Source organism: Microlunatus flavus, assembly GCF_900110855.1.
GTDB lineage: Bacteria > Actinomycetota > Actinomycetes > Propionibacteriales > Propionibacteriaceae > Microlunatus > Microlunatus flavus.
The window spans coordinates 259127-281839 of record NZ_FOFA01000005.1 but is presented as its reverse complement, the minus strand read 5'-3'; the positions used below and the strand labels follow the sequence as shown (position 1 = coordinate 281839).

Annotated in this window: 18 protein-coding genes; 5 read left to right on the top strand and 13 right to left on the bottom strand. The window is 73.3% G+C overall.

The genetic code is table 11. The features are described from left to right. Position 1 precedes the first annotated feature (1 nt). Entirely contained in the window at positions 2–1984 is a 1983-nt protein-coding gene (locus tag BMY04_RS13755) for a prolyl oligopeptidase family serine peptidase (RefSeq protein WP_091181573.1), read from the bottom strand. Positions 1985–2196: 212 nt separating this feature from the next. Between BMY04_RS13755 and BMY04_RS13750 the strand changes: the two genes are divergently transcribed. The 4 genes from BMY04_RS13750 (at position 2197) to BMY04_RS13735 (ending at position 7053) form a co-directional block, all read left to right on the top strand. Next, on the top strand, positions 2197–2694 hold the full coding sequence (locus tag BMY04_RS13750) for a DUF3145 domain-containing protein (protein ID WP_091181571.1): 498 nt from the start codon (positions 2197–2199) through the stop codon (positions 2692–2694). Between the two features lie 150 nt (positions 2695–2844). Beyond that, entirely contained in the window at positions 2845–4224 is a 1380-nt protein-coding gene (locus BMY04_RS13745; protein WP_091181568.1) for a PQQ-dependent sugar dehydrogenase, read from the top strand. Between the two features lie 42 nt (positions 4225–4266). Then, positions 4267–5610: a PQQ-dependent sugar dehydrogenase gene (locus BMY04_RS13740; RefSeq protein WP_198410149.1), complete on the top strand. Its 1344-nt coding sequence runs from the start codon at positions 4267–4269 to the stop codon at positions 5608–5610. Positions 5611–5670: 60 nt separating this feature from the next. Then, on the top strand, positions 5671–7053 hold the full coding sequence (locus BMY04_RS13735; RefSeq protein ID WP_170854134.1) for a PQQ-dependent sugar dehydrogenase: 1383 nt from the start codon (positions 5671–5673) through the stop codon (positions 7051–7053). A 247-nt stretch (positions 7054–7300) separates the two neighbouring features. Here BMY04_RS13735 and BMY04_RS13730 read toward each other — a convergent pair whose 3' ends face one another. After that, positions 7301–8026 (bottom strand): SDR family NAD(P)-dependent oxidoreductase, encoded by a 726-nt coding sequence (locus tag BMY04_RS13730; protein WP_091181564.1) that lies wholly within the window; start codon positions 8024–8026, stop codon positions 7301–7303. A 100-nt stretch (positions 8027–8126) separates the two neighbouring features. Between BMY04_RS13730 and BMY04_RS13725 the strand changes: the two genes are divergently transcribed. Beyond that, entirely contained in the window at positions 8127–9044 is a 918-nt protein-coding gene (locus BMY04_RS13725; RefSeq protein WP_232506393.1) for a helix-turn-helix transcriptional regulator, read from the top strand. Between the two features lie 47 nt (positions 9045–9091). Here BMY04_RS13725 and BMY04_RS13720 read toward each other — a convergent pair whose 3' ends face one another. The 11 genes from BMY04_RS13720 to BMY04_RS13670 all read right to left on the bottom strand — a co-directional run bounded on the left by BMY04_RS13720 (position 9092) and on the right by BMY04_RS13670 (position 22696). Beyond that, positions 9092–10537, bottom strand: a complete 1446-nt coding sequence (locus tag BMY04_RS13720; RefSeq protein WP_091181561.1) for an acyl-CoA carboxylase subunit beta — start codon at positions 10535–10537, stop codon at positions 9092–9094. Beyond that, positions 10537–11802, bottom strand: coding sequence for a beta-ketoacyl-[acyl-carrier-protein] synthase family protein (locus BMY04_RS13715; protein ID WP_091181559.1), 1266 nt, complete (start codon positions 11800–11802; stop codon positions 10537–10539). Before BMY04_RS13715 ends, BMY04_RS13720 begins: the two co-directional genes overlap by 1 nt. Positions 11803–11899: 97 nt before the next feature. Then, positions 11900–12145 carry an acyl carrier protein gene (locus BMY04_RS13710; protein ID WP_091181556.1) on the bottom strand — a complete coding sequence of 82 codons (246 nt, stop codon included), beginning with the start codon at positions 12143–12145 and terminating at the stop codon, positions 11900–11902. 67 nt (positions 12146–12212) lie between these two features. Beyond that, positions 12213–13280 (bottom strand): beta-ketoacyl-ACP synthase III, encoded by a 1068-nt coding sequence (locus BMY04_RS13705; RefSeq protein ID WP_198410164.1) that lies wholly within the window; start codon positions 13278–13280, stop codon positions 12213–12215. Continuing rightward, entirely contained in the window at positions 13277–14497 is a 1221-nt protein-coding gene (locus tag BMY04_RS13700; protein WP_091181532.1) for an acyltransferase domain-containing protein, read from the bottom strand. The genes BMY04_RS13705 and BMY04_RS13700 overlap by 4 nt, the downstream gene beginning before the upstream one ends. A 284-nt stretch (positions 14498–14781) precedes the next feature. Next, entirely contained in the window at positions 14782–16908 is a 2127-nt protein-coding gene (locus tag BMY04_RS13695; protein ID WP_091181515.1) for a beta-galactosidase, read from the bottom strand. A 54-nt stretch (positions 16909–16962) separates the two neighbouring features. After that, a complete protein-coding gene (locus tag BMY04_RS13690) occupies positions 16963–17886 on the bottom strand; it encodes a carbohydrate ABC transporter permease (protein WP_091181512.1) in 924 nt (307 codons plus the stop codon). Further along, positions 17883–18839, bottom strand: coding sequence for a carbohydrate ABC transporter permease (locus BMY04_RS13685; RefSeq protein WP_091181509.1), 957 nt, complete (start codon positions 18837–18839; stop codon positions 17883–17885). Before BMY04_RS13685 ends, BMY04_RS13690 begins: the two co-directional genes overlap by 4 nt. 59 nt (positions 18840–18898) lie before the next feature. Beyond that, positions 18899–20281 (bottom strand): ABC transporter substrate-binding protein, encoded by a 1383-nt coding sequence (locus tag BMY04_RS13680; RefSeq protein ID WP_091181507.1) that lies wholly within the window; start codon positions 20279–20281, stop codon positions 18899–18901. Between the two features lie 44 nt (positions 20282–20325). Next, on the bottom strand, positions 20326–21363 hold the full coding sequence (locus BMY04_RS13675) for a LacI family DNA-binding transcriptional regulator (protein WP_198410148.1): 1038 nt from the start codon (positions 21361–21363) through the stop codon (positions 20326–20328). A gap of 127 nt (positions 21364–21490) precedes the next feature. Beyond that, positions 21491–22696 carry a PucR family transcriptional regulator gene (locus BMY04_RS13670; protein ID WP_091181780.1) on the bottom strand — a complete coding sequence of 402 codons (1206 nt, stop codon included), beginning with the start codon at positions 22694–22696 and terminating at the stop codon, positions 21491–21493. Positions 22697–22713: the final 17 nt, after the last annotated feature.

Sequence of the window (22713 nt, the reverse complement as noted above, 5' to 3'; positions counted from 1 at the left end):
CTCAGGAGAGGTTCTCGACCGCCAGGACCGGGATGTCGTCGGCCGGGGTGAAGCCGAAGACCTGGGCGAGGAAGCTGGTCTGCGCCTCGTACGAGGCCACGATCGTCTCGGAGCGCCGGAACCCGTGGCCCTCGCCCTCGAAGAGGATCAGCGCCACCGGCAGCCCCTTGGCCCGGGCGGCGTCGGCCATGGCCTCGGCCTGGTTGGGCGGGACGACCTTGTCCTCCAGGCCCTGCAGCAGCAGGATCGGCGAGGACAGCCGGTCGACGTGGTGGATGGGCGAACGTTCGACGTAGACGTCGCGGGCCTCCGGGTAGGGCCCGACCAGCCCGTCGAGGTAGCGCGACTCGAACTTGTGCGTGTCGCGGGCGAGGACCTCGAGGTCGCCGATGCCGTACGAGCTGATGCCCGCGGTGAAGACCTCGGTCGCCGTGAGCGCGCGCAGCGTCGTGTAGCCGCCGGCGCTGCCGCCCTTGACCGCGAGCCGGCGGCGGTCGGCCAGGCCCTGCTCGACCATGGCGAGCGCACCGTTCGCGCAGTCCTCGACGTCGACGACGCCCCAGCGCGGCTTGAGGCGCTCGCGGTAGGGCCGGCCGTAGCCGGTGCTGCCGCCGTAGTTGACGTCGAGGACGGCGAAGCCGCGGGTGGTCCAGTACTGGATCGACAGCGTGAACACGGCGGGGGACTGCGAGGTCGGCCCGCCGTGCGACAGCGTGATGAGCGGCGGCGCCTCGCCCTCCGGCGCGACGAACGCGGCGTTCGTGGGCGGGTAGTACCAGCCGTGCACCACGCCTTCTGTGCCCGGCCAGGTGACGTCGCGCGGGATCGAGACGAGGTCCCCGGCCAGCGTCTGCTGGGTGGCCGTCCGCACGGTCGACCAGGAACCGTCCGCGCCGAGCACGGCCAGCGAGGTCGGGGCGTCCGGGCTGGTCAGCACCGCTGCGGCGCCGCCGCTGCCGGCGGCGAGGGCGTTCGCCCCGACGCCGGGCTCGGCCACCGGGGTCACCTCGCCGGTCTCGACGTCGACGACCACGAGGCTCGCCTCGCCCTCGGTGATCCGCTGGCAGAGCAGCCGGCTCCGGGGATCGGTGGGGCCGAGCAGCGCGTACGGGGTCATGCCCAGGACCCACTGCGGCTCGGCGAACTCGGCCTCCTCCTCGTGCACGGCCCGCACGGACTGGGCCTGGGAGGCGGCGGCGTAGAGGTAGAGGTTCCACCAGCCGGTGCGGTCGGAGACGAACAGCAGGTCCTCGCCGCGCCAGCGCGGCTGGACGGCCGACTCCTCGGGGCCGCCGGCCACGGTGCCGTGCCCGCTCAGCCCCTCCGGACCGAGGCGCGCGACCCGGAGCGCGGTCGCGTCCCAGGGCATGGCCGGGTGGTCCCACTGCACCCAGGCGAGGCGGCCCTCGGCGGACAGCTGCGGGGTCGAGTAGAAGTCCGCGCCCTCGGCCAGCACCGTCACGGCGTCGAGGTCGTGCGCCGCGGAACCGTCGAGCGGGACGGCGACCAGCGTGGTGCGGGCCTGTCCGTCCGCGGCGACGACGTCCTCACGCCGGTCCTCGCGCACGGCGACGACGACCCCGCGATCCGGGTGCACGTCAGGGTCGCCGAACCAGACGTCGCCGGCCGCGGTCAGCGCCGTCAGCGAACCGTCGCGGTCCCGGCGCCAGAGCCGGCTGTCGGCCAGGTCGGAGTAGACGACGACGCCGTCGCGGACGCCGTACTCGCCGCCGCCGTACTCGTTGACCCGCGTGCGCACGTTCACCGGCGACGGGGTCAGCTCGACCGGCTCGCCGCCGGCGAGGGGCCGCGTCCACAGGCTCGTCCGACCGCCCTGGTCGGGTCGCGACTCGAGCCAGTAGAGGTCGGGACCGTCGACGCGCACCGCGTCGAGCCGCACCGTCCCGGCCGTCAGGTCGTCGACGCCGACCGGTGAGCGCCAGGAACCGTACGGGGCGACGGTGGGAGAGGTCTGCGATGGCATCCGCCCACCCTACGAAGGGGCGCCCGGCGGCCGGGGCCCACGCCCCGCTGGTCCGCTCGAGGTGAGCGGACGCCTGGTGCGTCTGGGACTCATGAGGCAGAATAAACGGCACAACCGAAGACGCTGATCATGACGCCACGCGGGACCCGGTGCGAAGGATGTCGGGGAAGGCAGCCCTCACGCTGCCGAGGTCCCACCCGTGGAGGATCAGTATGAGCACGACCCGTGGAGTCCTGTACGTCCACTCGTCGCCGTCGGCGCTGTGCCCGCACGTGGAGTGGGCGGTCGGCGGTCTCTTCGGCATGCCCGTACGGCTCGACTGGACACCGCAGCCGGCCGAGCGTGCCGCGTACCGCGCCGAGTACTCGTGGGTCGGCGCGGTGGGCACGGCCGCCCGGCTGGCCAGCGCGCTGCGCGGCTGGCAGCGGCTGCGCTTCGAGGTGACCGAGGAGGCCCGCTCGGGCTCCGAGGCCGAGCGCTACTCCTACACGCCCAGCCTCGGCGTCTTCCACGCCATCACCGGGCTGCACGGCGACATCATGATCCCGGAGGACCGGATCCGCGCCGCGATGCTCGGCGCCTCCGCCGGCGGCCGCGGCCTGGCCGACTCCCTCGACGAGCTGCTGGGCCGGGCCTGGGACGACGAGCTCGAACCGTTCCGCCACGCCGGCGACGGGGCCCCCGTGCGCTGGCTCCACGAGGTCGTCTGACCCGCTCCCGCCTGCCGGCTCTCCGGCGCCGAACCGGGCGCGCCGGCCGCGGACGAGCTGCGCGCGGGTGCTCGCCGGGACGCTGCCGGCGACGTACGATCCCCGCAGAGGCCCCGTCCCCCCGCGGTGGCCCGAGCGGAGGAGCCGCCGATGTCTCCACGTCGATCCCTGCCCGTCGTGGCGCTGACCGGGCTGGCCGGTCTGGCCGCGGTGGCCCTCTGCGCGGTCCCGAGCACGACCGCGACCGCGCTCGGCCCTCCGACCCTCGCCCCCGCGCTCGCCCCGGCCGCCGCTCCGAAGCAGCCGAGGCTGGTCTCGGTGACCGTCGCCGTGCCGTCCGCGATCGACGCCAAGCCGCTCGACCGGAAGCGCACGCTGAAGGTTCCCGAGGGCTGGACGGTCAGCGTGTGGGCCCGCCCGAAGAAGGCCCGCCTGCTCACGCCCACCCCCGACGGCCGGATCCTCGTCTCGCGCCCGGCCTCGGGCACCATCACGCGCCTCACGCCGAACAAGCGGGGCCGGCCCACCTCCAGCACGCTGCTCAAGGGCCTGCGGCAGCCGCACGGGATGGCCTTCGACGGCAGCACCCTCTACGTCGCCGAGAGCAACCGCATCGACGCCTACCGCTACGCCGACGGCAGGGCCACCGGGCGCCGCACGGTGCTGGGCGGCCTGCCTGACGCCAAGAGCAAGGACCTCGGGGGCGCGTACGCGCACGCCCTCAAGAGCGTCGCGGTGGGCCGCGACCACGCCCTCTACGTCTCGATCGGCTCGCGCGCCAACGTGTCACCGGACGACCGCACCGCCCGGCTGCAGCGTGCGAGCGTGCTGCGGGTCGACCCGAGGACGGGCGCGCACACGGTGTTCGCCCGCGGCGTCCGCAACGGCACGGGGCTCGCCGTCGCCCCGGACGGGGCGCTGTGGACCGCGGTCAACAACCGCGACGACGTCGCCTACCCGTACCACCGTGACTACGGCACCGACGGCAGCGACGACTACAAGAAGGTCCTGCGGGCCTACGTGAACGACCACCCCATGGAGCCCCTGGCGAGGCTCACCGCCGGCCGCGACCTCGGCTGGCCCTACTGCAACCCGGACCCCGACGTGCAGCGCGGTGTCCGGGGCACCGCCTTCGACTTCTCCGACCGTGGCTTCGTGCGTGACGTCCAGACCAACGCGGACGGTTCCCGGCTCGACTGCTCGCGGCTGCCGAAGGTCGAGCAGGGGCTGGGAGCCCACTCCGCCCCGCTCGGCCTCAGCTTCACCGCCGGTCTCGCCGACCTGGGCGCGGGGGCGCTCGTCGGCGCGCACGGCTCGTGGAACCGTCAGCCGCCGCGGGCGCCCGAGGTGGCCTTCTTCCCGTACGACGACGGTGGGCTCGGCGACCAGCAGACGCTGGTGACCGGCTGGCAGTCGTCGTCGGGCAAGCGCTGGGGCCGTGCGGTCGCCGCGGTCGAGGGCCCGGACGGCGCGGTCTACGTGAGCGACGACGTGGCCGGCGCCGTGTACCGGGTCGCGCCACCGCGCTGAACCCTCTGTCCCCCCCGCACGCCTGATCCCGAGGAGCCCCCCGTGCCTCGTCCCTCCCGCCCGCTGCTCGCCGCCGCGACCGCCGCCCTGCTCGCCGCCGGGCTCCTGCCCGCCGCCGGTGCTCCCGCGTCGGCCGCCCCCGTCCGGCCGCCCGAGACCGGGGCCGGCGCCGTGGTGCTCGCCGTGCCCACGGACCTGTCCTGGGCGCCGTTCGACCAGCCGCGCTCCGTCACGCTGCCGCTCGGCTGGACCGCGAGCGTCTGGGCGCGCCCGACCAAGGCACGGCTCGAGGCCTGGACCCCGGACGGCCGGCTCCTGGTGTCGCGGCCGGCGGACGGGGTCGTGACGCTCCTGACCCCGCAGGCGGGGAGCCGTCCCACGTCGACGCCGCTGCTCACCGGCCTGCGCAAGCCCCACGGCCTCGCCTTCGACGGCTCGACGCTCTACGTCGCCGAGAGCAACCGGATCGACCGCTACGCCTACGCTGACGGCGCCGTCGGCCCGCGCACCACGGTCCTGGACGGCCTGCCCGACACCGAAAGCCCCGACCTGCACGGGGCGTACGCGCACGCGCTCAAGAACGTGGCGCTCGCCCCCGACCACCGGCTCTTCGTGTCCATCGGCTCGACGACCAACACCTCCGCGGAGGACCGGGACGAGAGCCCGGAGCGGGCGGCGGTCCTGCGCGTCGACCCCGCGACCGGGAAGTACACGACCTACGCGCACGGCATCCGCAACGGCACCGGCCTCGCCGTCGCCCCCGACGGCGCGCTGTGGACCGCCGTGAACAACCGCGACAACGTCCGCTACGCCTACGCCCGCGACTACGACGGCGACGGCACCGAGGACCTCGGCGACCTCATCACCGACTACGTCAACGACCACCCGCTGGAGCCGCTGGCGAAGCTGACGCCCGACCGCGACCTCGGCTGGCCCTACTGCAACCCCGACCCGGACGAGCGGCGCGGCGTCGCCCGCACGGCGCTGCGCTACGAGGAGCGCGGCTTCGTGCGCGACGTCCAGCTCAACCCGGCCTCGACGAAGATGGACTGCTCCACCCTGCCGCCCGTCGAGCAGGGGCTGCCGGCGCACTCGGCGCCGCTCGGGCTGAGCTTCACCCACGACGACCTGCCGGGCCTCGGCGCCGGTGCGCTCGTCGGCGTGCACGGTTCCTGGAACCGCACCCCGCCGCGGGCGCCCGAGGTCGCCTTCTTCGCGTACGCGGACGGCCGGATGGGCGGGCAGCAGACGCTCATGGGTGGGTTCCAGGCGGGCGACGGTTCGCGGTGGGGGCGGCCGGTGGCCGCGGTGCAGGGGCCGGACGGCGCGCTCTACGTCAGCGACGACATCGCCGACGCGATCTACCGGCTCGTGCCGCCCGCCTGAGGCCGTTTGGGGGTGGTCGGCAGGCTGGACGCCCAGCCGCCCGCAGGAGAGGACGTCGCCGTGCCGACCCGTCGAGCCCGACTCACCCTGGCCGCCGCGAGCCTGCTGCTGGTCGGGGTGACCGGCTGCAGCACGTCGCCGGCGGCTGGGCCCTCGAGCGCCCCGTCGACCGCGGCGACGAGCGCCGCGTCCGCGTCGTCCCCGCTGGCGACGGTCGACCTGGTCGTCCCGGCCGACCTGACCGGCGCGCCTCTCGACGAGCCGCGGACCGTGCAGGCCCCGAAGGGCTGGACGGTGAGCGTGTTCGCGCGCGTCGACGCCGCCCGGCTGCTGGCCTGGACGCCGGACGGACGGTTGCTGGTGTCCCGACCCAAGGCGGGCGAGGTCGACGTGATCTCGCCCGCCGCCAGCGACCCGCAGGCCTCGCCCGTCGCCGAGACGCTGTTGAGCGGGCTGGACCAGCCGCACGGGCTGGCCTTCCACGACGGCCGGCTCTACGTCGCGCAGAGCGACCGGGTCGACGCCTACACGTACGCCGACGGGCGTGCGAGCGACCCGCAGCCGGTGGTGACGGGCCTGCCCGACGCGAAGAGCCCCGACCTGCGCGGGGCGTACGCGCACGCCCTCAAGAGCGTGGCCGTGGGCGAGGACGGCGCCGTCTACGTCTCGGTCGGCTCGACCGGCAACATCTCGGCCGAGGACCGCGACGCCGACCCGCAGCGCGCGACGATCCTGCGGGTGCCGCCGGGCGGCGGGAAGGCCGAGGTCTTCGCGCGCGGGGTGCGCAACGGCACCGGCCTGGCCGTCGCGCCCGACGGCGAGGTCTGGACCGCGGTCAACAACCGCGACAACATCGAGTACCCGTACGACCGCGACTTCGACGGCGACGGGCGGTCGGACCAGGGCGACCTCCTCCCGGCCTACGTGGGCGACCACCCGCTCGAGCCGTTCGCGCACCTCACCCAGGGTCGCGACCTCGGCTGGCCCTACTGCAACCCCGACCCCGACGTCGAGCCCGGCGTGCCGGGGACGGCGCTCGACTACTCCGACCGCCCGTTCGTCCGCGACGTGGAGACCAACGCCGACGGCTCGAAGCTCGACTGCTCGACGCTCGCGCCCGTCGAGCAGGGGATGGGGGCGCACTCCGCGCCGCTCGGCCTCAGCTTCACCAGCGGCGCCGGCCTGCCCGCCCCGTACGGCGCGGGCGCCCTCGTCGGCGTCCACGGTTCCTGGAACCGGACCCCGCCGCGGGCGCCGGAGGTGTCGTTCTTCTCCTACGCGAACGGCCGGATGGGCGACCAGCAGACGATCCTCACCGGGTTCCAGAGCGCGGACGGCGACCGCTGGGGACGCCCGGTCGCCGCGGTCCAGGGCCCGGACGGCGACGTCTACGTCAGCGACGACGCCGCCGGGGCGATCTACCGGATGACCCCGCCCGCGTAGGCGCCGCCTCGCTCAGCCCTCTCTCCGCCCAGCCCCCTCGCCCAGCCCCCTCGCCCAGCCGCCCTCGCCCCGCCCCCTCGCCCCGCCCCCTCGCCCAGCCGCCCTCCCCATCCGTCGAGCGGTAGGTTGCCGCGCCTTCAGGGCCGCAATCGGCGCCGCAACCTACCGCTCGGCGGGAAGGTGGGGAGGCGGGAAGGTGGGGAGGCGGGAAGATGGGGAGGCGGGGAGGCGGGCGATCAGCCGAGCGTCACCAGCCGACGACGCCGTGCCGGTCGCTGAACGTCCCGGTCGGGCCGTCCGGGCCGATGGTCGCCATGGCCACGACGGCGTCCGTGCCCTCGGTGACCGTCTGCGGGCCGGAGTGGCCGTTGAACTCGGTGGCCGTGTAGCCGGGGTCGACGACGTTCACGCGGAGCTCGGGCAGGAACTGCGCGTAGACCGTCGTCACCATGTCGAGCGCGGCCTTGCTGGCGGAGTACGCGAGCGTCGGCAGGGTGCTCTCGATGCGGTCGGTGTCGCTGCGGACCGCGAACGAGCCGAGGCCCGAGCTGACGTTCACGACCACGGGGTGGGCCGAGCGGCGCAGCAGCGGCAGGAAGGCGTGGATCATCCGTACGGGGGCCACGGTGTTCGTGTCGAGGACCGAGGTCATGATCGCGGCGTCGACCTCCTCGACCCCGACGAACGGGCCGGAGATGCCCGCGTTGTTGACGAGGACGTCGAGGCCGCCGAAGCGCTCCTCGACCTCCGCGGCGGCTGCCGCGACAGAGGCGTCGGAGGAGACGTCGAGCTCGACCCAGTCGACGCCGAGGGTCTCGGCCGCCTGCCGTCCCCGCTCCGCGTCGCGGGCGCCGATGACGACCCGGTGGCCGTGCTCCTTCAGGCGACGGGCCGCCTCGAAGCCCAGGCCCTTGTTGCCGCCGGTGATCAGGGTGGTCGTGGTGGTGGTGTCGGTGGTGGCGTTCTCGGTCATGTCCTCGACGGTGCCAGCGGAACGACGGGTCCGGGTAGGAGCGTCTTCCCTGGGAACGGCAGTACCACCCGGTCCGCCACCCGCGCCGCACACTGGAGGGGTGACGACGCCTCCCGACCGCGGCGACCTCGCCGGCCTGATCCGCGCGTGGCGCGACCGGCTCGCGCCGGCTGCGGTCGGCTTCCCCGTGGGCCAGCGGCGTACGCCCGGCCTCCGGCGCGAGGAGGTGGCGCTGCTCGCCGGGCTGTCGGTCGACTACCTCGTCCGCCTGGAGCAGGGCCGCGCGGAGCGTCCGTCGGCCCAGGTCGTCGCCTCGCTGGCCCGCGTGCTGCAGCTCTCCGACCCCGAGCGCGACCAGCTGTACGCGGCGGCCGGGCTCGCCGCGCCGTCGGCCGGGCTCGTGCCGACCCACATCCCCGGCAGCGTCCAGCGCCTCCTCGCGCGGCTGCCCGACGTCGCGATCGGCGTCTACACGGCCACGTGGACGCTGCTCACCGCGAACGACGCCTGGTCGGCGCTCCTCGGACCCATCGACCCGGGCCGCAACCTCGTCCTGCTGCAGTTCACGCGCAGCGGGGTGCGGGTGCTGCGCGGCGAGGCCGACGAACGGCGTTTCGAGTGCGCGCTGGTGTCCGACCTGAGGCGCGCCGCGATCCGCTACCCCGACGACCCGGGCGTGACCGGGCTGGTCGAGGAGCTGCACCGGGTGAGCCCGGTCTTCGCCTCGCTGTGGGCGGAGGCGCGGATCGTCGAGCACCGCTCGGAGCCGAAGACGTTCGTGCACCCCGTGGTCGGTCCGATCACCCTCGACTGCGACGTGTTCACCGCGGCCGGGACCGACCTGCGCATCGTCGCGTACACCGCCGTCCCCGGCAGCGCCGACGCCTCGCGGTTCGACCTGCTGCGCACCGTCGGTGCCGAGCAGGCCCCGGGCTGGCCGGGCGCCGACCTCCCGGCCTGCGAGCCGGTGGACCAGGCGGCCCTCCCGGCGCACGCCCAGGAGCGGATCGAGGGCTGAACGCGCGAAACGCCCCCTGAGAGGCTCAGGGGGCGTTCCGTTCCGCGCTAGAGCGGGATGTTCGTGTGGTCCCCCCGCGTACCCGTGTCGGCGTCGCGGATGGCGGTGGCGAGCGCGGAGCGGGTGACCTGCGGCGTGACGATCTCGTCGACCACGCCGATCTCCACGGCCTTCTCGACCCCGCCGGCGATGCGCTCGTGCTCGGCGGCCAGCTCGGCCTCGAGCTGCGGGCGGACGTCGTCGGCCACGGCGGCGAGCTTGCGCCGGTGCAGGATGCGCACGGCGGCGACCGGGCCCATGACGGCGACCTCGGCGCCCGGCCAGGCGAACACCTTGGTGGCGCCGAGCGAGCGGGCGTTCATGGCGATGTAGGCGCCGCCGTACGCCTTGCGGGTGACGAGCGTGACGCGCGGAACCGTCGCCTCGGCGAACGCGTGCAGCAGCTTGGCGCCGCGGCGCACGACGCCGTCCCACTCCTGGCCGACGCCGGGGAGGTAGCCGGGGACGTCGACGAGCACGACCAGCGGCACCCCGAAGGTGTCGCACATCCGCACGAACCGCGCCGCCTTCTCCGCGCTGAGCGAGTCGAGGCAGCCGCCGAGGCGCAGCGGGTTGTTGGCGACGACGCCGACGGTGCGGCCGCCGAGGCGGCCGAGCGCGATGGTGACGTTCGGGGCCCAGCGGGCGTGCAGCTCGACGCTCGAACCCTCGTCGAGCACGCCGTTGATGAGCGGGTGGACGTCGTAGGCGCGCTTGGGCGACTCGGGCAGCAGCGCGGCGAGGTCGGTGTCGACGACCTCCGCGGCGGTGGTGCCCTGGTCGGCCAGCAGCGTGGTGAGCGCACGGCCCTGGGCCAGCGCGTCCGCCTCGTCCTCGGCGACCAGGTGCACGACGCCGGAACGGCGCCCGTGCGTGTCCGGCCCGCCGAGGCGGAGCATGTCGACGTCCTCGCCGGTCACCGAACGCACGACGTCCGGCCCGGTCACGAAGATGCGGCCCTCGGGGGCGAGGATCACGAGGTCGGTGAGGGCGGGCCCGTACGCGGCACCGCCGGCGGCGAAGCCGAGCACGATCGAGATCTGCGGGATCTTGCCGGAGGCCTGTGTCATCGCGTGGAAGATGCGCCCGACCGCGTGCAGCGACAGCACGCCCTCGGCCAGGCGCGCACCGCCGGAGTGCCAGATGCCCATGATCGGCACGCGGTCGCGCATCGCCCGCTCGTACGCCTGCACGACCACGTCGCAGCCCTGCATGCCCATGGCGCCGCCCATGACGGTGGCGTCGGAGCAGAAGGCGACCACGCGCGAGCCGTTGACGGTGCCGACGGCGGCGAGCATGCCCGAGTCGTCGTCGGGCGTGATCAGCTCCACCGACCCCTCGTCCAGCAGCGCGGCCAGCCGGTGGTTCGGGTTGCGGGGGTCGAGCTCGCGGGGGAGCTTCTCCTTCTTCGGCGCGGCGGGAGCAGCGGCGGGCGGCGGGGCGGTGGTGGTCATCAGACCTCCTGGCGGTTGGCGTACGCGTTGGTGAGGGCGACCGCCACGTTGTGGCCACCGAACCCGAAGGAGTTGTTGATCGCGGCCAGGTCGCCCGAGGGCAGGTCGCGGACCTTGGTGGCGACGTCGACGTCGAGCTCGGGCTCGGGGTTGTCGAGGTTGATGGTCGGCGGGACCTGGCGGTGGTGGAGCGCGAGCAGCGTCGCCATGGTCTCCAGCGCGCCCGCCCCGCCGAGCAGGTGGCCGGTCATGGACTTGGTGCCGGTGACGATGGCCTCGGTGCCGGCGCCGAGCGCCTGGTGGATCGAGCTGATCTCGGTCATGTCGCCGGTCGGGGTCGACGTGGCGTGGGCGTTGACGTGCGCGACGTCGGCGGCGGACAGCCCGGCCTCGCGCAGCGCGTACGTGATGGCGCGGGCCTGGGTGTCGCCGGCCGGGTTCGGCTGGACCATGTCGTGCGCGTCGGCGGTGATGCCGGCGCCGGCGAGCTCGCCGTAGATGCGGGCCCCGCGGGCCTGTGCGTGCTCCAGGGTCTCGATGACCAGCATCGCCGCGCCCTCGCCGAGCACGAAGCCGTCGCGGTCGACGTCCCAGGGGCGTGAAGCCCGCTGCGGCTCGTCGTTGCGCCGGCTCATCGCCTGCATCTGCGAGAACGAGGCCATCGGCATCGGGTGGATGCACGCCTCGGCGCCGCCGACGAGCGCCACGTCGGCGCGCCCGAGCCGGAGGATGTCCAGGCCCTGCGCGATCGACTCGTTGCTGGACGCGCAGGCCGAGACCGCCGTGCTCACCGGTGCCTGGGCGCCGAGGCGGAGCCCGATGTTGGCCGCGGTGGCGTTCGCCATCAGCATCGGGATCGCGAGCGGGCTGACCCGCCGGGCGCCTTTCTCCTTCTGGATGTCCCACTGCCCGAGCAGCGTGTGCAGGCCGCCGATGCCGGTGCCGACGGCGACCGCGAGCCGCTCGCGCTCGACGGGGTTGTCGTCCTTGAGGCCGAAGCCGGCGTCCGCCCAGGCCTCCATCGCCGCGACGACCCCGAGCTGGGCGCAGCGGTCGAGGCGCCGGGCCTCCACGCGCTCGAGCACCTCCGACGGGTCGACGGCCACGGGCGCCGCGATCTTGGTCGCGAGGTCGTCGGGGAAGGAGTCCGGGGTGGGGCGTACGCCCGAGCGGCCCTCGAGCAGCGCGGCCCACGTCTCGGGCGCGGTGCCGCCGAGCGGGGTGGTGGCGCCGATGCCGGTGACGACGACACGGGTGCGGGACATGACAGGTGCTCCTCGGGTCTGCGGGAGGTCGGTCGAGCGCGTACGGCTCGGGGTGCGCTGCCGGCCCGGAACCGTGCGGTCCCGGGCCGGCGCTGCGTCAGGAAGCCGCGCGCTCGATGTAGGCGACGGCGTCGCCCACGGTCTTGAGGTTCTTGGACTCCTCGTCCGGGATCGAGACGCCGAACTTCTCCTCGGCGGCGTAGATGATCTCGACCATCGACAGCGAGTCCACGTCCAGGTCCTCGGTGAAGGACTTGTCGAGCTGCACGTCGTCGACCGGCACGCCGGCGACCTCGTTGACGATCTCGGCCAGGTCGGAACGGACTTCTTCGGTGGTGGGCATCGGGCTGAGGGCTCCTTCTTGTCGGGTGGTGCGGGTGAACCAGGGGGTGCTGCGCCGGACCGGGAGGTCAGGGCAGCGTGATGACCTGACCGGCGTAGACGAGGCCGGCGCCGAAGCCGATCGTCAGCGCCGTCTGGCCGGACCTCGCCTCGCCGGACTCGAGCAGGGTCTCGATGGCCAGGGGGATCGAGGCGGCGGAGGTGTTGCCGTGGTGGACGATGTCGCGGGCGATGACGACGCCCTCGGGCAGCTTGAGCGCGCGGAACATCGCGTCGGTGATCCGGTTGTTCGCCTGGTGGGGCACGAAGACCTCGAGCTCCTCGGGCGTGATCCCCGCGGCGTCCATCGCCTCGGCGGCCGTCTTGGCCATCGCGTACGAGGCCCACTTGAAGACGGGGTTGCCGTTCATCCGCAGGACAGGCCAGGTGGCGGCCGCAGAACCCTCGGGGTCGTCGGCGACCGCGGCCGCCTGCGCCACCGGGTCCGGGCCGCCGCGCTCGTGGCGGGGGATCGCGGTGTCCCACGGCTCGGTCTGCGTGATCAGGTCGGCCTGCTCGCCGTCGGAGCCCCAGACGACCGGGCCGATGGCCGGGACGTCGCTCGGGCCGATCACGGCCGCGCCGGCGCCGTCGGCGAAGATGAACGCCGTCGACCGGTCGTGGATGTCGGTCAGGTCGGTCAGCCGCTCGACGCCGATGACGACCACGTACTTCGACGAGCCCGCGCGCACGAGAGCGTCGGCCATGGCGACCATGTAGCAGAAGCCGGCGCACGCGGCGTTGATGTCGAAGGCGGCGGCGCCCTGCGCGCCCAGCTCGGTCGCGATCGTCGTGGCGATCGCCGGCGTCTGGATCAGGTGGGTGACCGTCGAGACGATGACGGTGTCGACCTGGCCCGGCTCGATCCCCGCCCGCTCGATCGCCTTGCGGGCGGCGGCCACCGACATCATCTGGATCGTCTCGTCGGGCGAGGCCCAGCGGCGCTCCGTGATGCCCGAGCGCGTACGGATCCACTCGTCGGAGGAGTCGATGTAGGTGACGATCTCGGCGTTGTCGACGACGCGGCGCGGGCGGTAGCCGCCGACGCCCATCAGGCGGGCGTACTGCGCTCCGGAGGAGGTGCGAAGAGCCATCAGCGGGTCACCTCGGTGGCGTCGGCCGACTCGACGGTCGGGTGCAGGCGGAGCAGGGGCTGGCCGGGGGAGACCGGGTCGCCGTCCTCGACGAGCCACTCCACGACGATGCCGCCGTACGGGGCGCTCGCGGGGATCTCGTCGCGGCGGTTCCGGACGAGGCCGACGGTGCTGTCGGCGGGCAGCAGCGTCCCGGCCTCGACGTCCTCCGTACGGCTGAACAGGCCCTTGCCCGGCGAGACGACGAGGCGCCACGTCGGGTTGGCGGTGATCGGGGTGGACGACGCGGGCTGCCCGCCGTGCTTGGTGATGAACTCCATGGCGTCGCCGACCTGGTCGGGGGTGTTCAGCGAGAAGAGCTCGACACCCTTGAGGTTGCGCTTGGCGATCCCGGTGAGGGTGCCCGACGGCGGCAGCTCGAGCAGGCCCGTCACGCCGAGGTCGGCCATGGCCGCCATGCACAGGTCCCAGCGCACCGGGGAGGCCACCTGGCCGACCAGCCGGCGCAGCACGTCGCGGCCGTCGTGGACGACCTGTCCGTCGAGGTTCGACAAGAGGCGGGTGCGGGGGTCGTGCGTGGAGATGGCCCGCGAGAGCTGCCCGAGGCGCTCCACGGCGGGCTCCATGTGCACCGTGTGGAAGGCGCCGGCGACGCTCAGCGGCACGAGCCGCGCCCGCGCCGGTGGGTGCTCGGCGAACGCCGCGAGCTGCTCGACGGTGCCGGCGGCGACGACCTGCCCGGTCCCGTTGTGGTTGGCGGCGGTAAGGCCCTGGGCCTCGAGCGCGGCGAGGACCTCCTCCGGCTGCCCACCGACGACCGCGGTCATCGACGTCGGCCGCGCGGCGCTCGCCGCGGCCATGGCCCGGCCGCGCTCGCGCACGAAGACCATCGCCGACTCGGCGGAGAAGACGCCCACGCCTGCCGCAGCGGTGACCTCGCCGACCGAGTGGCCCGCGGCGACGCCGACCAGGGGGTAGGCGTCGGCGGGGTGCGGGAAGAGCTCGAGGGCCGCCAGCAGCCCCGCGGCGACGAGCAGCGGCTGCGCGACCGCGGTGTCCCGGATCGTCTCGGCGTCGGCGTGGACGCCGTAGTGCTCGAGGTCGAGGCCGCTGACGGCGCTGAACCAGGTCAGCCGGTCGGAGAAGGAGGACTCTTTGACCCAGGGACCCAGGAAGCCCGGGGACTGAGCGCCCTGACCGGGCGCGACGACTGCCAGCACCCCTTTACTCTTTCGTGACCTTGCCCGCGAAGTCGCGCAGGGACACCACGAATCTTCGGACATCCGATTGTTCGGTTCTGACAAACGTGTGGTGCGCATCTCTGTTTCGCCCCGGCGCGTTGTCGGGCGACCTCCCGACCACCGCCTGCCGGCGCGCCGGCGCCTGGACGACCGGAGGAGGACGCCGCCGCGGTGGATGCGGCAGGCATCAGGACCTCCGGCGTCCGAGGGAGGGAGGAAGGCGTCGGACCAGAGCGCCGGCTGCGTCCGAGCGGAGCGAGGACCTAGGACAGAGCCTCGCGCAGGACGCGGACGTCCCAGGGGCCGAGCCGCAACGACTCCAGCCGCTCCGTCGAGCCCTCGACCAGCAGGTCGAGCATCGGCGTCGGCAGCGCGACGGTGGCCGGCTCCCAGCTCCAGTTGTGCACGACGTGCACCCGCTCGCCGATCGCGTTGGTCGCCGAGTGCACGGTGGTCGACGCCGGCCGGTCGGCCCACGGCCGCTGCTGCGACGGCACGAGCCAGCGCACCAGGTCGGCGGCCAGCTCCGGGGTCGGCAGCGTGCCGACCGTCGTGATGCGGCCCTGGGCGTGGTCGTGGGTGACGACGGCCGGGAAGCGCCCGAAGTGCGGGTGCTCGTAGCCGAGCACGACCTTGGCACCCTCACCGATCAGGCCGTCCACCCAGTCACGGCCGGCGGCGCCGGGCGAGAGGTCGAACGCATCGCTCTCGGCGGTGACCGGCAGCGGCGCGTGCAGGTTGGAGAACTCCTGGTAGCGCACCCCGGCGGCGTCGGCCAGGCGACCCGGCTTCACGTCCGTGCGGGCGCGACCCTCGTCGTCGCCGTAGCCCGTCCTCGGGCCGAGCACGAGGTGGCCGCCGGCCGCCGCGTACGCCCGCAGCCAGTCGAGCAGCGCGTCGTCGGCCACGTAGAGGGCGGGCACGACCAGCACGGGCAGCTCGGCCGCCACCGTCGCCGGCTCCTGCAGCGTCCGCCCATCGGCGTCGACCAGCTGCACGTCGTGCAGGAGCCGCGCGGGCGTGCCGGCGTCGAAGGTGCCGCGGTAGAAGGCGTCGAAGATGCGGTGGTACGAGCGCTCGTCGTGGTCGGCGGGGCTCGTCGCCACCCCCGGGACGTGGCTGAACGGTGCCTGGAACGCGAGCCCCCACTTCGAGCGCGCGGAGTAGAGCAGGCCGACCTGCGCGTCCGGCCGCAGGCCCAGCACGTGCTGCCCGGCCGCGCGGAAGTCCGCGCCGAGCCGGCTGAGCTCGTCGTAGACCCGCCCCGGCTGCTGGTCGTGCGGCAGGATCCCGATCCAGTAGGTCTCGGTGCCGAAGTGGTTCGTGTGCCAGTGCCAGTACTCGATCATCTCCGCCCCGCGGGCCACGAACGCCCAGGCCGCCTGACGCCACTGCCCGTCGAAGGCGGGGAAGTTCGTCGCCGGCCCGCCGATCGCGCCAGCGTTGGTCTCGGTGACCAGGTAGGGCGCCTGCTTGCTCGCGAACATGCGGTCGGCGCTGAGGAAGAGCGTCCAGGCCCCGGCGGTCGTCCAGCCCTGGGGGTGCTGGTCGGTGCTCGGCACCGCGAGCGCGTCCTGCATCGCGTAGTAGGGGTTGCCCGCGGTGACGTCGAGCGCCCGGGTGAGGTTCACGTCGTCCACGCCGGGGCGCTCGTAGGCGATGCAGGTCGTCACGAACTGGTCGTCGCGGGCGTACTCGCGCGCGATCTGCGCCTGCCAGGCGATGAACTCGGTGGTGAGCCGGGCCTGGAAGGTCCGCCAGGCGAGGTCGTACTGGGGCTGGTAGTTGCCGTCCGGGCGCCACAGGTCGGCCCAGGTGCTGAGCTTGTGCGACCAGTAGACGAGTCCCCACGCCTCGTTGAGCGCCTCGACCGTGCCGTACTGCTGGCGCAGCTCGTCGACGAACCGCTCGAAGACGCCGTGGTTGTGGAAGAGCATGATCCCGGGCTCGTTGTCGACCTGGAAGCCGATCACCGCCGGGTGGTCGGCGTAGCGGCCCAGGATCGCCCGGACCACGCGCTCGGCGTGGAAGCGGAAGGCCGGGTGCGTGTAGTCGGCCTCCTGCCGCCCGCCCCACGGCATCCGTCGCCCGCTGGCGGGCTCGCCGGCGATCTCGGGGTAGCGCCGCGCGAGCCACGGCGGCACCGCGTACGTGGGGGTGCCGAGGACGACGGAGATGCCACGGGCGTGCGCGCCGTCCAGCACCGGGGCCAGCCACTCGAGGTCGAAGCGCCCGTCCTCCGGCTCCCAGGTCGACCACACCGACTCCCCGACGCGGATCACGGTGAAGCCGGCCGCGACCATGAGGTCGAGGTCGGCTTCCAGCCGCGGGCTGGGTTGGTACTCGTGGTAGTACGCGGCGCCGAAGAGCACCTGCTCGCGGGAAACCATGGGGCAAGCCTTTCGTGGAGGTCGGGGAGCGCGCGGGGCGGCGCTCGGACGGGCTCAGGCCTTGACCCCGCCGGTGGCGAGGCCGGACTGCCAGTAGCGCTGCAGGAACAGGAACGCGACCACCAGCGGGATGATCGACAGCAGCGAACCGGTGATCACCGTCGAGAAGAGCGCCTGGGCGCCCGATCCGCCGGCGGCCGTCGCCTGCCACTGCGCGAGGCCGACCGGCAGCGGGAAGAGCTGGGCGGAGTTCAGCATGAGCAGCGGCAGGAAGTAGTTGTTCCAGGTGGAGACCAGGGCGAAGAGCAGCACGGTCACCGCGCCCGGCATCAGCAGCCGCAGCGCCACGGTGAAGAAGATCCGCAGCTCGCCGACGCCGTCGACGCGGGCCGCCTCGATCAACGTCGTGTCGACCGCGTCGGCGGCGTAGACCCGCATCAGGAAGACGCCGAACGGGCTCACCAGGGAGGGCAGGATGATCGCCCAGTAGGTGTCGGTGAGCTCGGCGCGCGCGAAGAGCAGGTACGTCGGGATCGCCAGCGCAGTCGTCGGGACCATGATCGCGCCGAGCACGATCGAGAAGAGCGCCTTGCCGCCGGGGAAGTCGTACTTGGCGAAGGCGTAGCCGGCCGCCGTGGCCAGGAACGCCGCGCCCACGCCGCTCACCACCGCGTAGAGGATCGAGTTGAGGAACCAGCGGATGTAGACGCCGTCCTGGAACGTCAGCACCGTGCGCACGTTGTCGACGAGGCTGAAGTCGGCGAACCACAGCCCGAAGCTCGAGAAGAGGTCGGCGTTCGACTTCGTCGAGGCGACGACGAGCCAGTAGAGCGGGAACAGGAAGTAGCAGGTCAGCAGCAGCACCACGATCGTCAGCACCCAGGACGTGCGGCGCGGCTTGTCGCCCGCGTCCTCGTGGACCGAGGGCGTCCGGGTCCCCGTGGTCGTGAGCGGGGTCGGTTCGTCGAGGGCGGTCATGCGCGCCGCTCCTTCCGCTGGGCGCCCAGCTGCACGGCGTAGGAGATGATCATGATGACGATGCCGAGCAGGAAGGCGAGCGCGGCGGCGTAGTTGGCGTCCTGGTTGACGAACGCGATGTTGTACGCGTAGAGGTTCGGGGTCCAGTCGCTGCCGATCACGGTCGGCGCGAGCGTCCGCATCAGGTTCGGCTCGTTGAACAGCTGGAAGGTCCCGATCACCGAGAAGATCACCGTCAGCAGGATCGCCGGACGGATCAGCGGGATCTTGATCGACAGGGCGATCCGTGTCTCCGACGCCCCGTCCACCCGAGCCGCCTCGTAGAGCTCCGTCGGGATCGACCGGAGCGCGGCGTACATGATGATCATGTTGTAGCCGACGAACTCCCAGTTCACGATGTTGATGATCGAGAAGAAGATCCCGGTGCCGGAGAAGAAGGGCGGGACCCCGAGCCCGAGACCCCGGGCCATCTGCGCGATCGGGCCGAAGTCCGGGCCGTAGATGTAGCCCCACATGAGCGTCGCGATCACGCTCGGCACGGCGTAGGGCACGAAGATCCCGAGGCGCGCGACCTTGGCCAGCTTCATCATCCCGCTGTCCAGCGCCAGCGCCGTGAACAGCGAGAGCACCAGCATCAGCGGGACCTGCACGCAGAGGAACAGCCCCATCCGTCCGACGCCGGAGAGGAAGCTCGGGTCGGTCAGGGCGCGCAGGTAGTTCTCGGCGCCGACGAACGACGTGCCGCCGATCAGCTTCTTCTTGTAGAAGCTGAGGTAGCCCGCGTAGACCAGCGGCACGACGACCATGGCCACGAAGAGCACGAGGAACGGCAGGACGAGCGCGTACGCCGCCCCGATCTGACGGCGCCGCGAGGCGGACAGGCCGCGCCGCGCACGGGGAGCGGACGAGGCCCCGTGCGGTGCGACGGCCCGGGTGGGCACGGTGGTGGTCATCGCTCTCCCTTTCCGGTGAGGGGCGGACGGCCGGGAGGACCCGGCCGTCCGCCGGGGGTTCAGGAGACCGTGAAGCCCTGGTCCTTGGCGTACTTGGCGCAGCCGTCCTGCCAGGCCTGCAGGCCCGCGACGGCGTCGGACTTGTCGGCGAAGGCCTTGCCGAGCGTCTCGTTGAAGTTCGAGTAGACGAAGTCCATGAAGGGCAGCCACCCGAACTCGGTGCTGACGGTGTCGGAGATCTGCGCGAACTTCTCGTTGACCTTCTGCCCGCCGTAGAACTTCGCCTCCTGGCCGGTGAACTGCGGGTCGCTGAGCACCGACTTCAGCGGCGGGAAGAGGAACTGCTCGTTGGCGAAGCGGAGCATCGAGTCCTTGTTCGTGTTGATCCACAGCGCCAGCTGCGACGCGGCGATCTGGTTCTTGCTGAGCTTGAGCACCGCGTCGGTCGAGCCGCCCCAGTTGCTGGAGACGTTGTCGCCCGCCTTCCACTGCGGCAGCGTGCTGGCGCGCCACTTGCCCGAGGTCTTGCCGGCCGTGCCCTGCAGGAAGACCGGGCCCCAGGCCGCGATCGGCAGCGAGGCCCACTTGCCGTTGGCCAGACCCTGGTACCAGGAGTCGTTGAAGTCCGCGTCGTTGGTCGCGGCCCCGCTGTTGACGAGGTCGCCGAAGAACTTGACCACCGTCTTGGCCTGGTCGCTGGCCAGGTCGATCTTGACCGTCTGCTGCCCGTCGAAGCTGAAGGGGCGCACGCCCGCCTGCCACAGGTAGGCGACGAGCTGGCCGGGCTGGTTCTGCGCGACGTTGAAGAGCCAGCTCTTCGGGTTCTTGGAGTGGTAGCTCTCGGCGGCCGCGCCGAACTCGTCCCACGTCGCCGGCGCCTTCAGCCCGGCCTCGGTGAACAGGTCGTCGCGGTAGAGCAGGCCCATCGGCCCGGTGTCCTGCGGGATGCCCCACAGGCCGTTGTTGATCTTGACCTGGCCCCACACCCACTCGGGGTACTGGCTCTGCAGGTCGGCGGGCGCGTACGGCGTGAGGTCGAGCAGGCTGCCCTGGTCACCCAGGGTGAACGACGGGATGTACTGGTACTCCATCTGGGTCACGTCGGGCGCGCCCTGGCCGGACTGGATGGCCGTGCGGAGCTTCTGGTAGTGCGGGGCCCCCTGGCCGACGTTGACCACGTCGACCTTGATCTTGGGGTACTTCGCCATGAACATCTTGACCTCGTTGCCGATGTCCGGCACCCAGGTCCAGAAGGTCAGCGTGGTGGCGGTGTCCATCGCCTTGTCGATGTCGGCCTGCGCCACCTGGGGTGCCGCGGAGCCGCTGCTGCCCTGACCGGGGGAGTCGTCACCGCCCCCGCACGCCGACAGGAACCAGGCGCTGGAGGCGGCGGCCGCGCCGGTGAGCAGGAACTTGCGGCGGGTGAACGGAGACGGAGACATCGGTGTCCTTCCGGTTGGTCGTGCGAGGGGTGCGGTGGTGGAGGTCAGGGCGTGGGTGCCGGTCCGGTCGAGGCGCGGACGACGATGCGGTGCTGGGCGACGGTGATCGCTCCGGACGGGGCCGGGGCGCCCTCGATCATGTGGAGCAGCTCGGCGAGGATCCGTCGCTCCGGGGCCTCGGTGCGGATCGCCACCGTGGTCAGCGGGACCACCTGGTACTCGGCGTCGGGCACGTCGTCGAAGCCGGCGACGGAGACGTCGGCCGGGACGCGCCGCCCGGCCTCGTGGAACGCGCGCAGCAGGCCCATGGCCATGCTGTCGTTGGCCGCGAAGACCGCGGTCACCTCCGGCTGCGCGGCGAGCCGCAGCCCGGCGCGGTAGCCCGAGGCCGCGGTCCAGTCCCCGTGGGCAGGCGGCGGCACGCGGCGCCCGCGCTCGAGCAGGGCGGAGCGCCACCCGTCCTGACGCTTGACGGCCGCGTCCCAGTCGCGCGGACCACCCACGTGCCAGACCGTCGTGTGCCCCAGGTCGAGCAGGAAGGCGGTCAGCTGCGCCGAGATCTCCGCCTGGTCGGTGTCCACGAGCGCCTGCCGGGGGAGCCCGGGGATGAGCCCCGCGCTCGTCACGACGGGCAGGCCGTGGAGCATGCGCGGGTCGATGTCGACGACGTGGTTGGGCACCTCGACGACCAGTCCCTCGACGTTGCGCTGCAGAAGGCTCTCGATCCCCCGCGAGACCTCGCGCGCCGAGAGGTCGGGCACGGTGGCCAGGGCGAGCGTCCACCCGAGCCGCCGGGCCTCGTGCTCGAGGGCGTGGACCCGTCGCGACGGTCCGTAGAGCGGGGTGCCGAGGGCGAGGACGCCGATGGTGTGGGTGCGGGCCCGGGCCAGCGCCTGGGCGGCGCCGTTGGGGCGGTAGCCGAGCTCGACGATGGCGCGGTGCACGCGCTCGGCGACGTCGGGACGCACGTGAGGGGCGCCGTTCACGACGCGCGACACCGTCTTCTGCGAGACCCCGGCGAGCCGGGCGACGTCGACCATGACCGCACCGCGCTGGGTCTTCGCCTCCGCTCGCACCGTCATGCGCACCCTGTCCGTCAGTGCGGCCGACGTCGTCGTCGGCTGCCTTGACTGCGTAGTCAACGGGTCGCACCGTCGATACGTCAAGGACTCCTCAGGTCACGCTTGGGTCTCGATCAGGAGGGCGCGCTCAGCGCCGCAGGCGGCCGAGGGTCAGGGCCAGGCGCAGCGCGTACGCGTCGCGCGGGTCGGTGGGGGAGTAGCCCGTCACCTCGTGGATGCGGCGTAGGCGGTAGCGCACCGTGTTGGCGTGCACGAACAGCGCGCGGGCGGCCGCCTCCACCTGCAGGCCCTGGTCGAGGAACGTCACGAGGGTGTCGAGCAGGCCGCCGCCCGCGGCGACGAGCGGGTCGTACAGGTCGCCGGCCAGCGCGCGACGGGCGTGGCCGTCGCCGGAGAGCGCCCGTTCGGGCAGCAGGTCGGACGCGTCGACCGGTCGCGGCGCCTCGGGCCACGCGGGCGCGGCCCGGAACCCGGAGAACGCCTCCCGTGTCGACGCGGCAGCGTCCATCAGGTGCTCGACCGGCGGCCCGACGACCACGGGCCCGTCCCCGAAGCACTCGACGAAGCGGGACACCACCTGGGTGGCGGCACCGGGCTCGACCAGCGCGGCCCCGCCCAGGACCACGACCAGCCGGTCACCCTGCACGGCGCCGAGCATGTCGAGGCCGGCGGCGGAGGCCGTCCGGCGCACCGACTCGACGGCGGGTCCGGCCTCGCTCTCCGGAGCCGCGCCCACCACGACGACGACGCCGCCCGAGGAGCGCCAGCCGAGGGTCGACGCCCGCGAGAGCACGGTCTCGTCGGTCTCGCCGCGCAGCACGGCGTCGACGACGAGCGCCTCGAGCCGGGCGTCCCAGGCGCCGCGGAGCTCGGCAGCCTTCGCGTAGATCTCGGCGGCGGCGAAGGCCACCTCGCGGCTGTAGCCGACGATCGCCGCGTGCAGGACGGGCCGGTCGCCGCGTGGCGCGACCTCGTCGATCTGCGCCTCGACCACGTCGATCGTGGTGCGGACGAGCTCGACGGTCTGCGACAGGGAGATCTTGCGCGTCAGCGCGCGGGGCGCCGCGCCGAAGATGTCGGTCGTCGTCGGCGCCTGCGGGTCGGGGTCGGCGAACCACGTCACGAAGCCGTCGATGCCGGCCCGGGCCACGACGCCCACCCAGGAGCGGTGCTCGGCGTCCAGCTCACGGAACCACGGGTGGCGCTCTTCCATCTCCGCCACCGTCGCCGTCGTCATGGCTGCGGTCGTGCCGGCGAGGCGCTTGGCCATCGCCGCGCGTGACTTGGGTGGGGGGAGCAGGGTCCTCGCGATGCCCCTGGTGCTCGCCGCCATAAGGTCGAGCGTAGGGG

Excerpts from the sequence above, each read along its gene's own strand:
- BMY04_RS13685 (WP_091181509.1), bottom strand. The coding sequence starts at position 18,839 with ATGACCACCACCGTGCCCACCCGGGCCGTCGCACCGCACGGGGCCTCG.
- BMY04_RS13745 (WP_091181568.1), top strand. The coding sequence starts at position 2,845 with ATGTCTCCACGTCGATCCCTGCCCGTCGTGGCGCTGACCGGGCTGGCC.
- BMY04_RS13715 (WP_091181559.1), bottom strand. The coding sequence starts at position 11,802 with ATGTCCCGCACCCGTGTCGTCGTCACCGGCATCGGCGCCACCACCCCG.
- BMY04_RS13670 (WP_091181780.1), bottom strand. The coding sequence starts at position 22,696 with ATGGCGGCGAGCACCAGGGGCATCGCGAGGACCCTGCTCCCCCCACCC.
- BMY04_RS13680 (WP_091181507.1), bottom strand. The coding sequence starts at position 20,281 with ATGTCTCCGTCTCCGTTCACCCGCCGCAAGTTCCTGCTCACCGGCGCG.
- BMY04_RS13695 (WP_091181515.1), bottom strand. The coding sequence starts at position 16,908 with ATGGTTTCCCGCGAGCAGGTGCTCTTCGGCGCCGCGTACTACCACGAG.
- BMY04_RS13710 (WP_091181556.1), bottom strand. The coding sequence starts at position 12,145 with ATGCCCACCACCGAAGAAGTCCGTTCCGACCTGGCCGAGATCGTCAAC.
- BMY04_RS13750 (WP_091181571.1), top strand. The coding sequence starts at position 2,197 with ATGAGCACGACCCGTGGAGTCCTGTACGTCCACTCGTCGCCGTCGGCG.
- BMY04_RS13730 (WP_091181564.1), bottom strand. The coding sequence starts at position 8,026 with ATGACCGAGAACGCCACCACCGACACCACCACCACGACCACCCTGATC.
- BMY04_RS13755 (WP_091181573.1), bottom strand. The coding sequence starts at position 1,984 with ATGCCATCGCAGACCTCTCCCACCGTCGCCCCGTACGGTTCCTGGCGC.
- BMY04_RS13690 (WP_091181512.1), bottom strand. The coding sequence starts at position 17,886 with ATGACCGCCCTCGACGAACCGACCCCGCTCACGACCACGGGGACCCGG.
- BMY04_RS13720 (WP_091181561.1), bottom strand. The coding sequence starts at position 10,537 with ATGACCACCACCGCCCCGCCGCCCGCCGCTGCTCCCGCCGCGCCGAAG.
- BMY04_RS13675 (WP_198410148.1), bottom strand. The coding sequence starts at position 21,363 with ATGACGGTGCGAGCGGAGGCGAAGACCCAGCGCGGTGCGGTCATGGTC.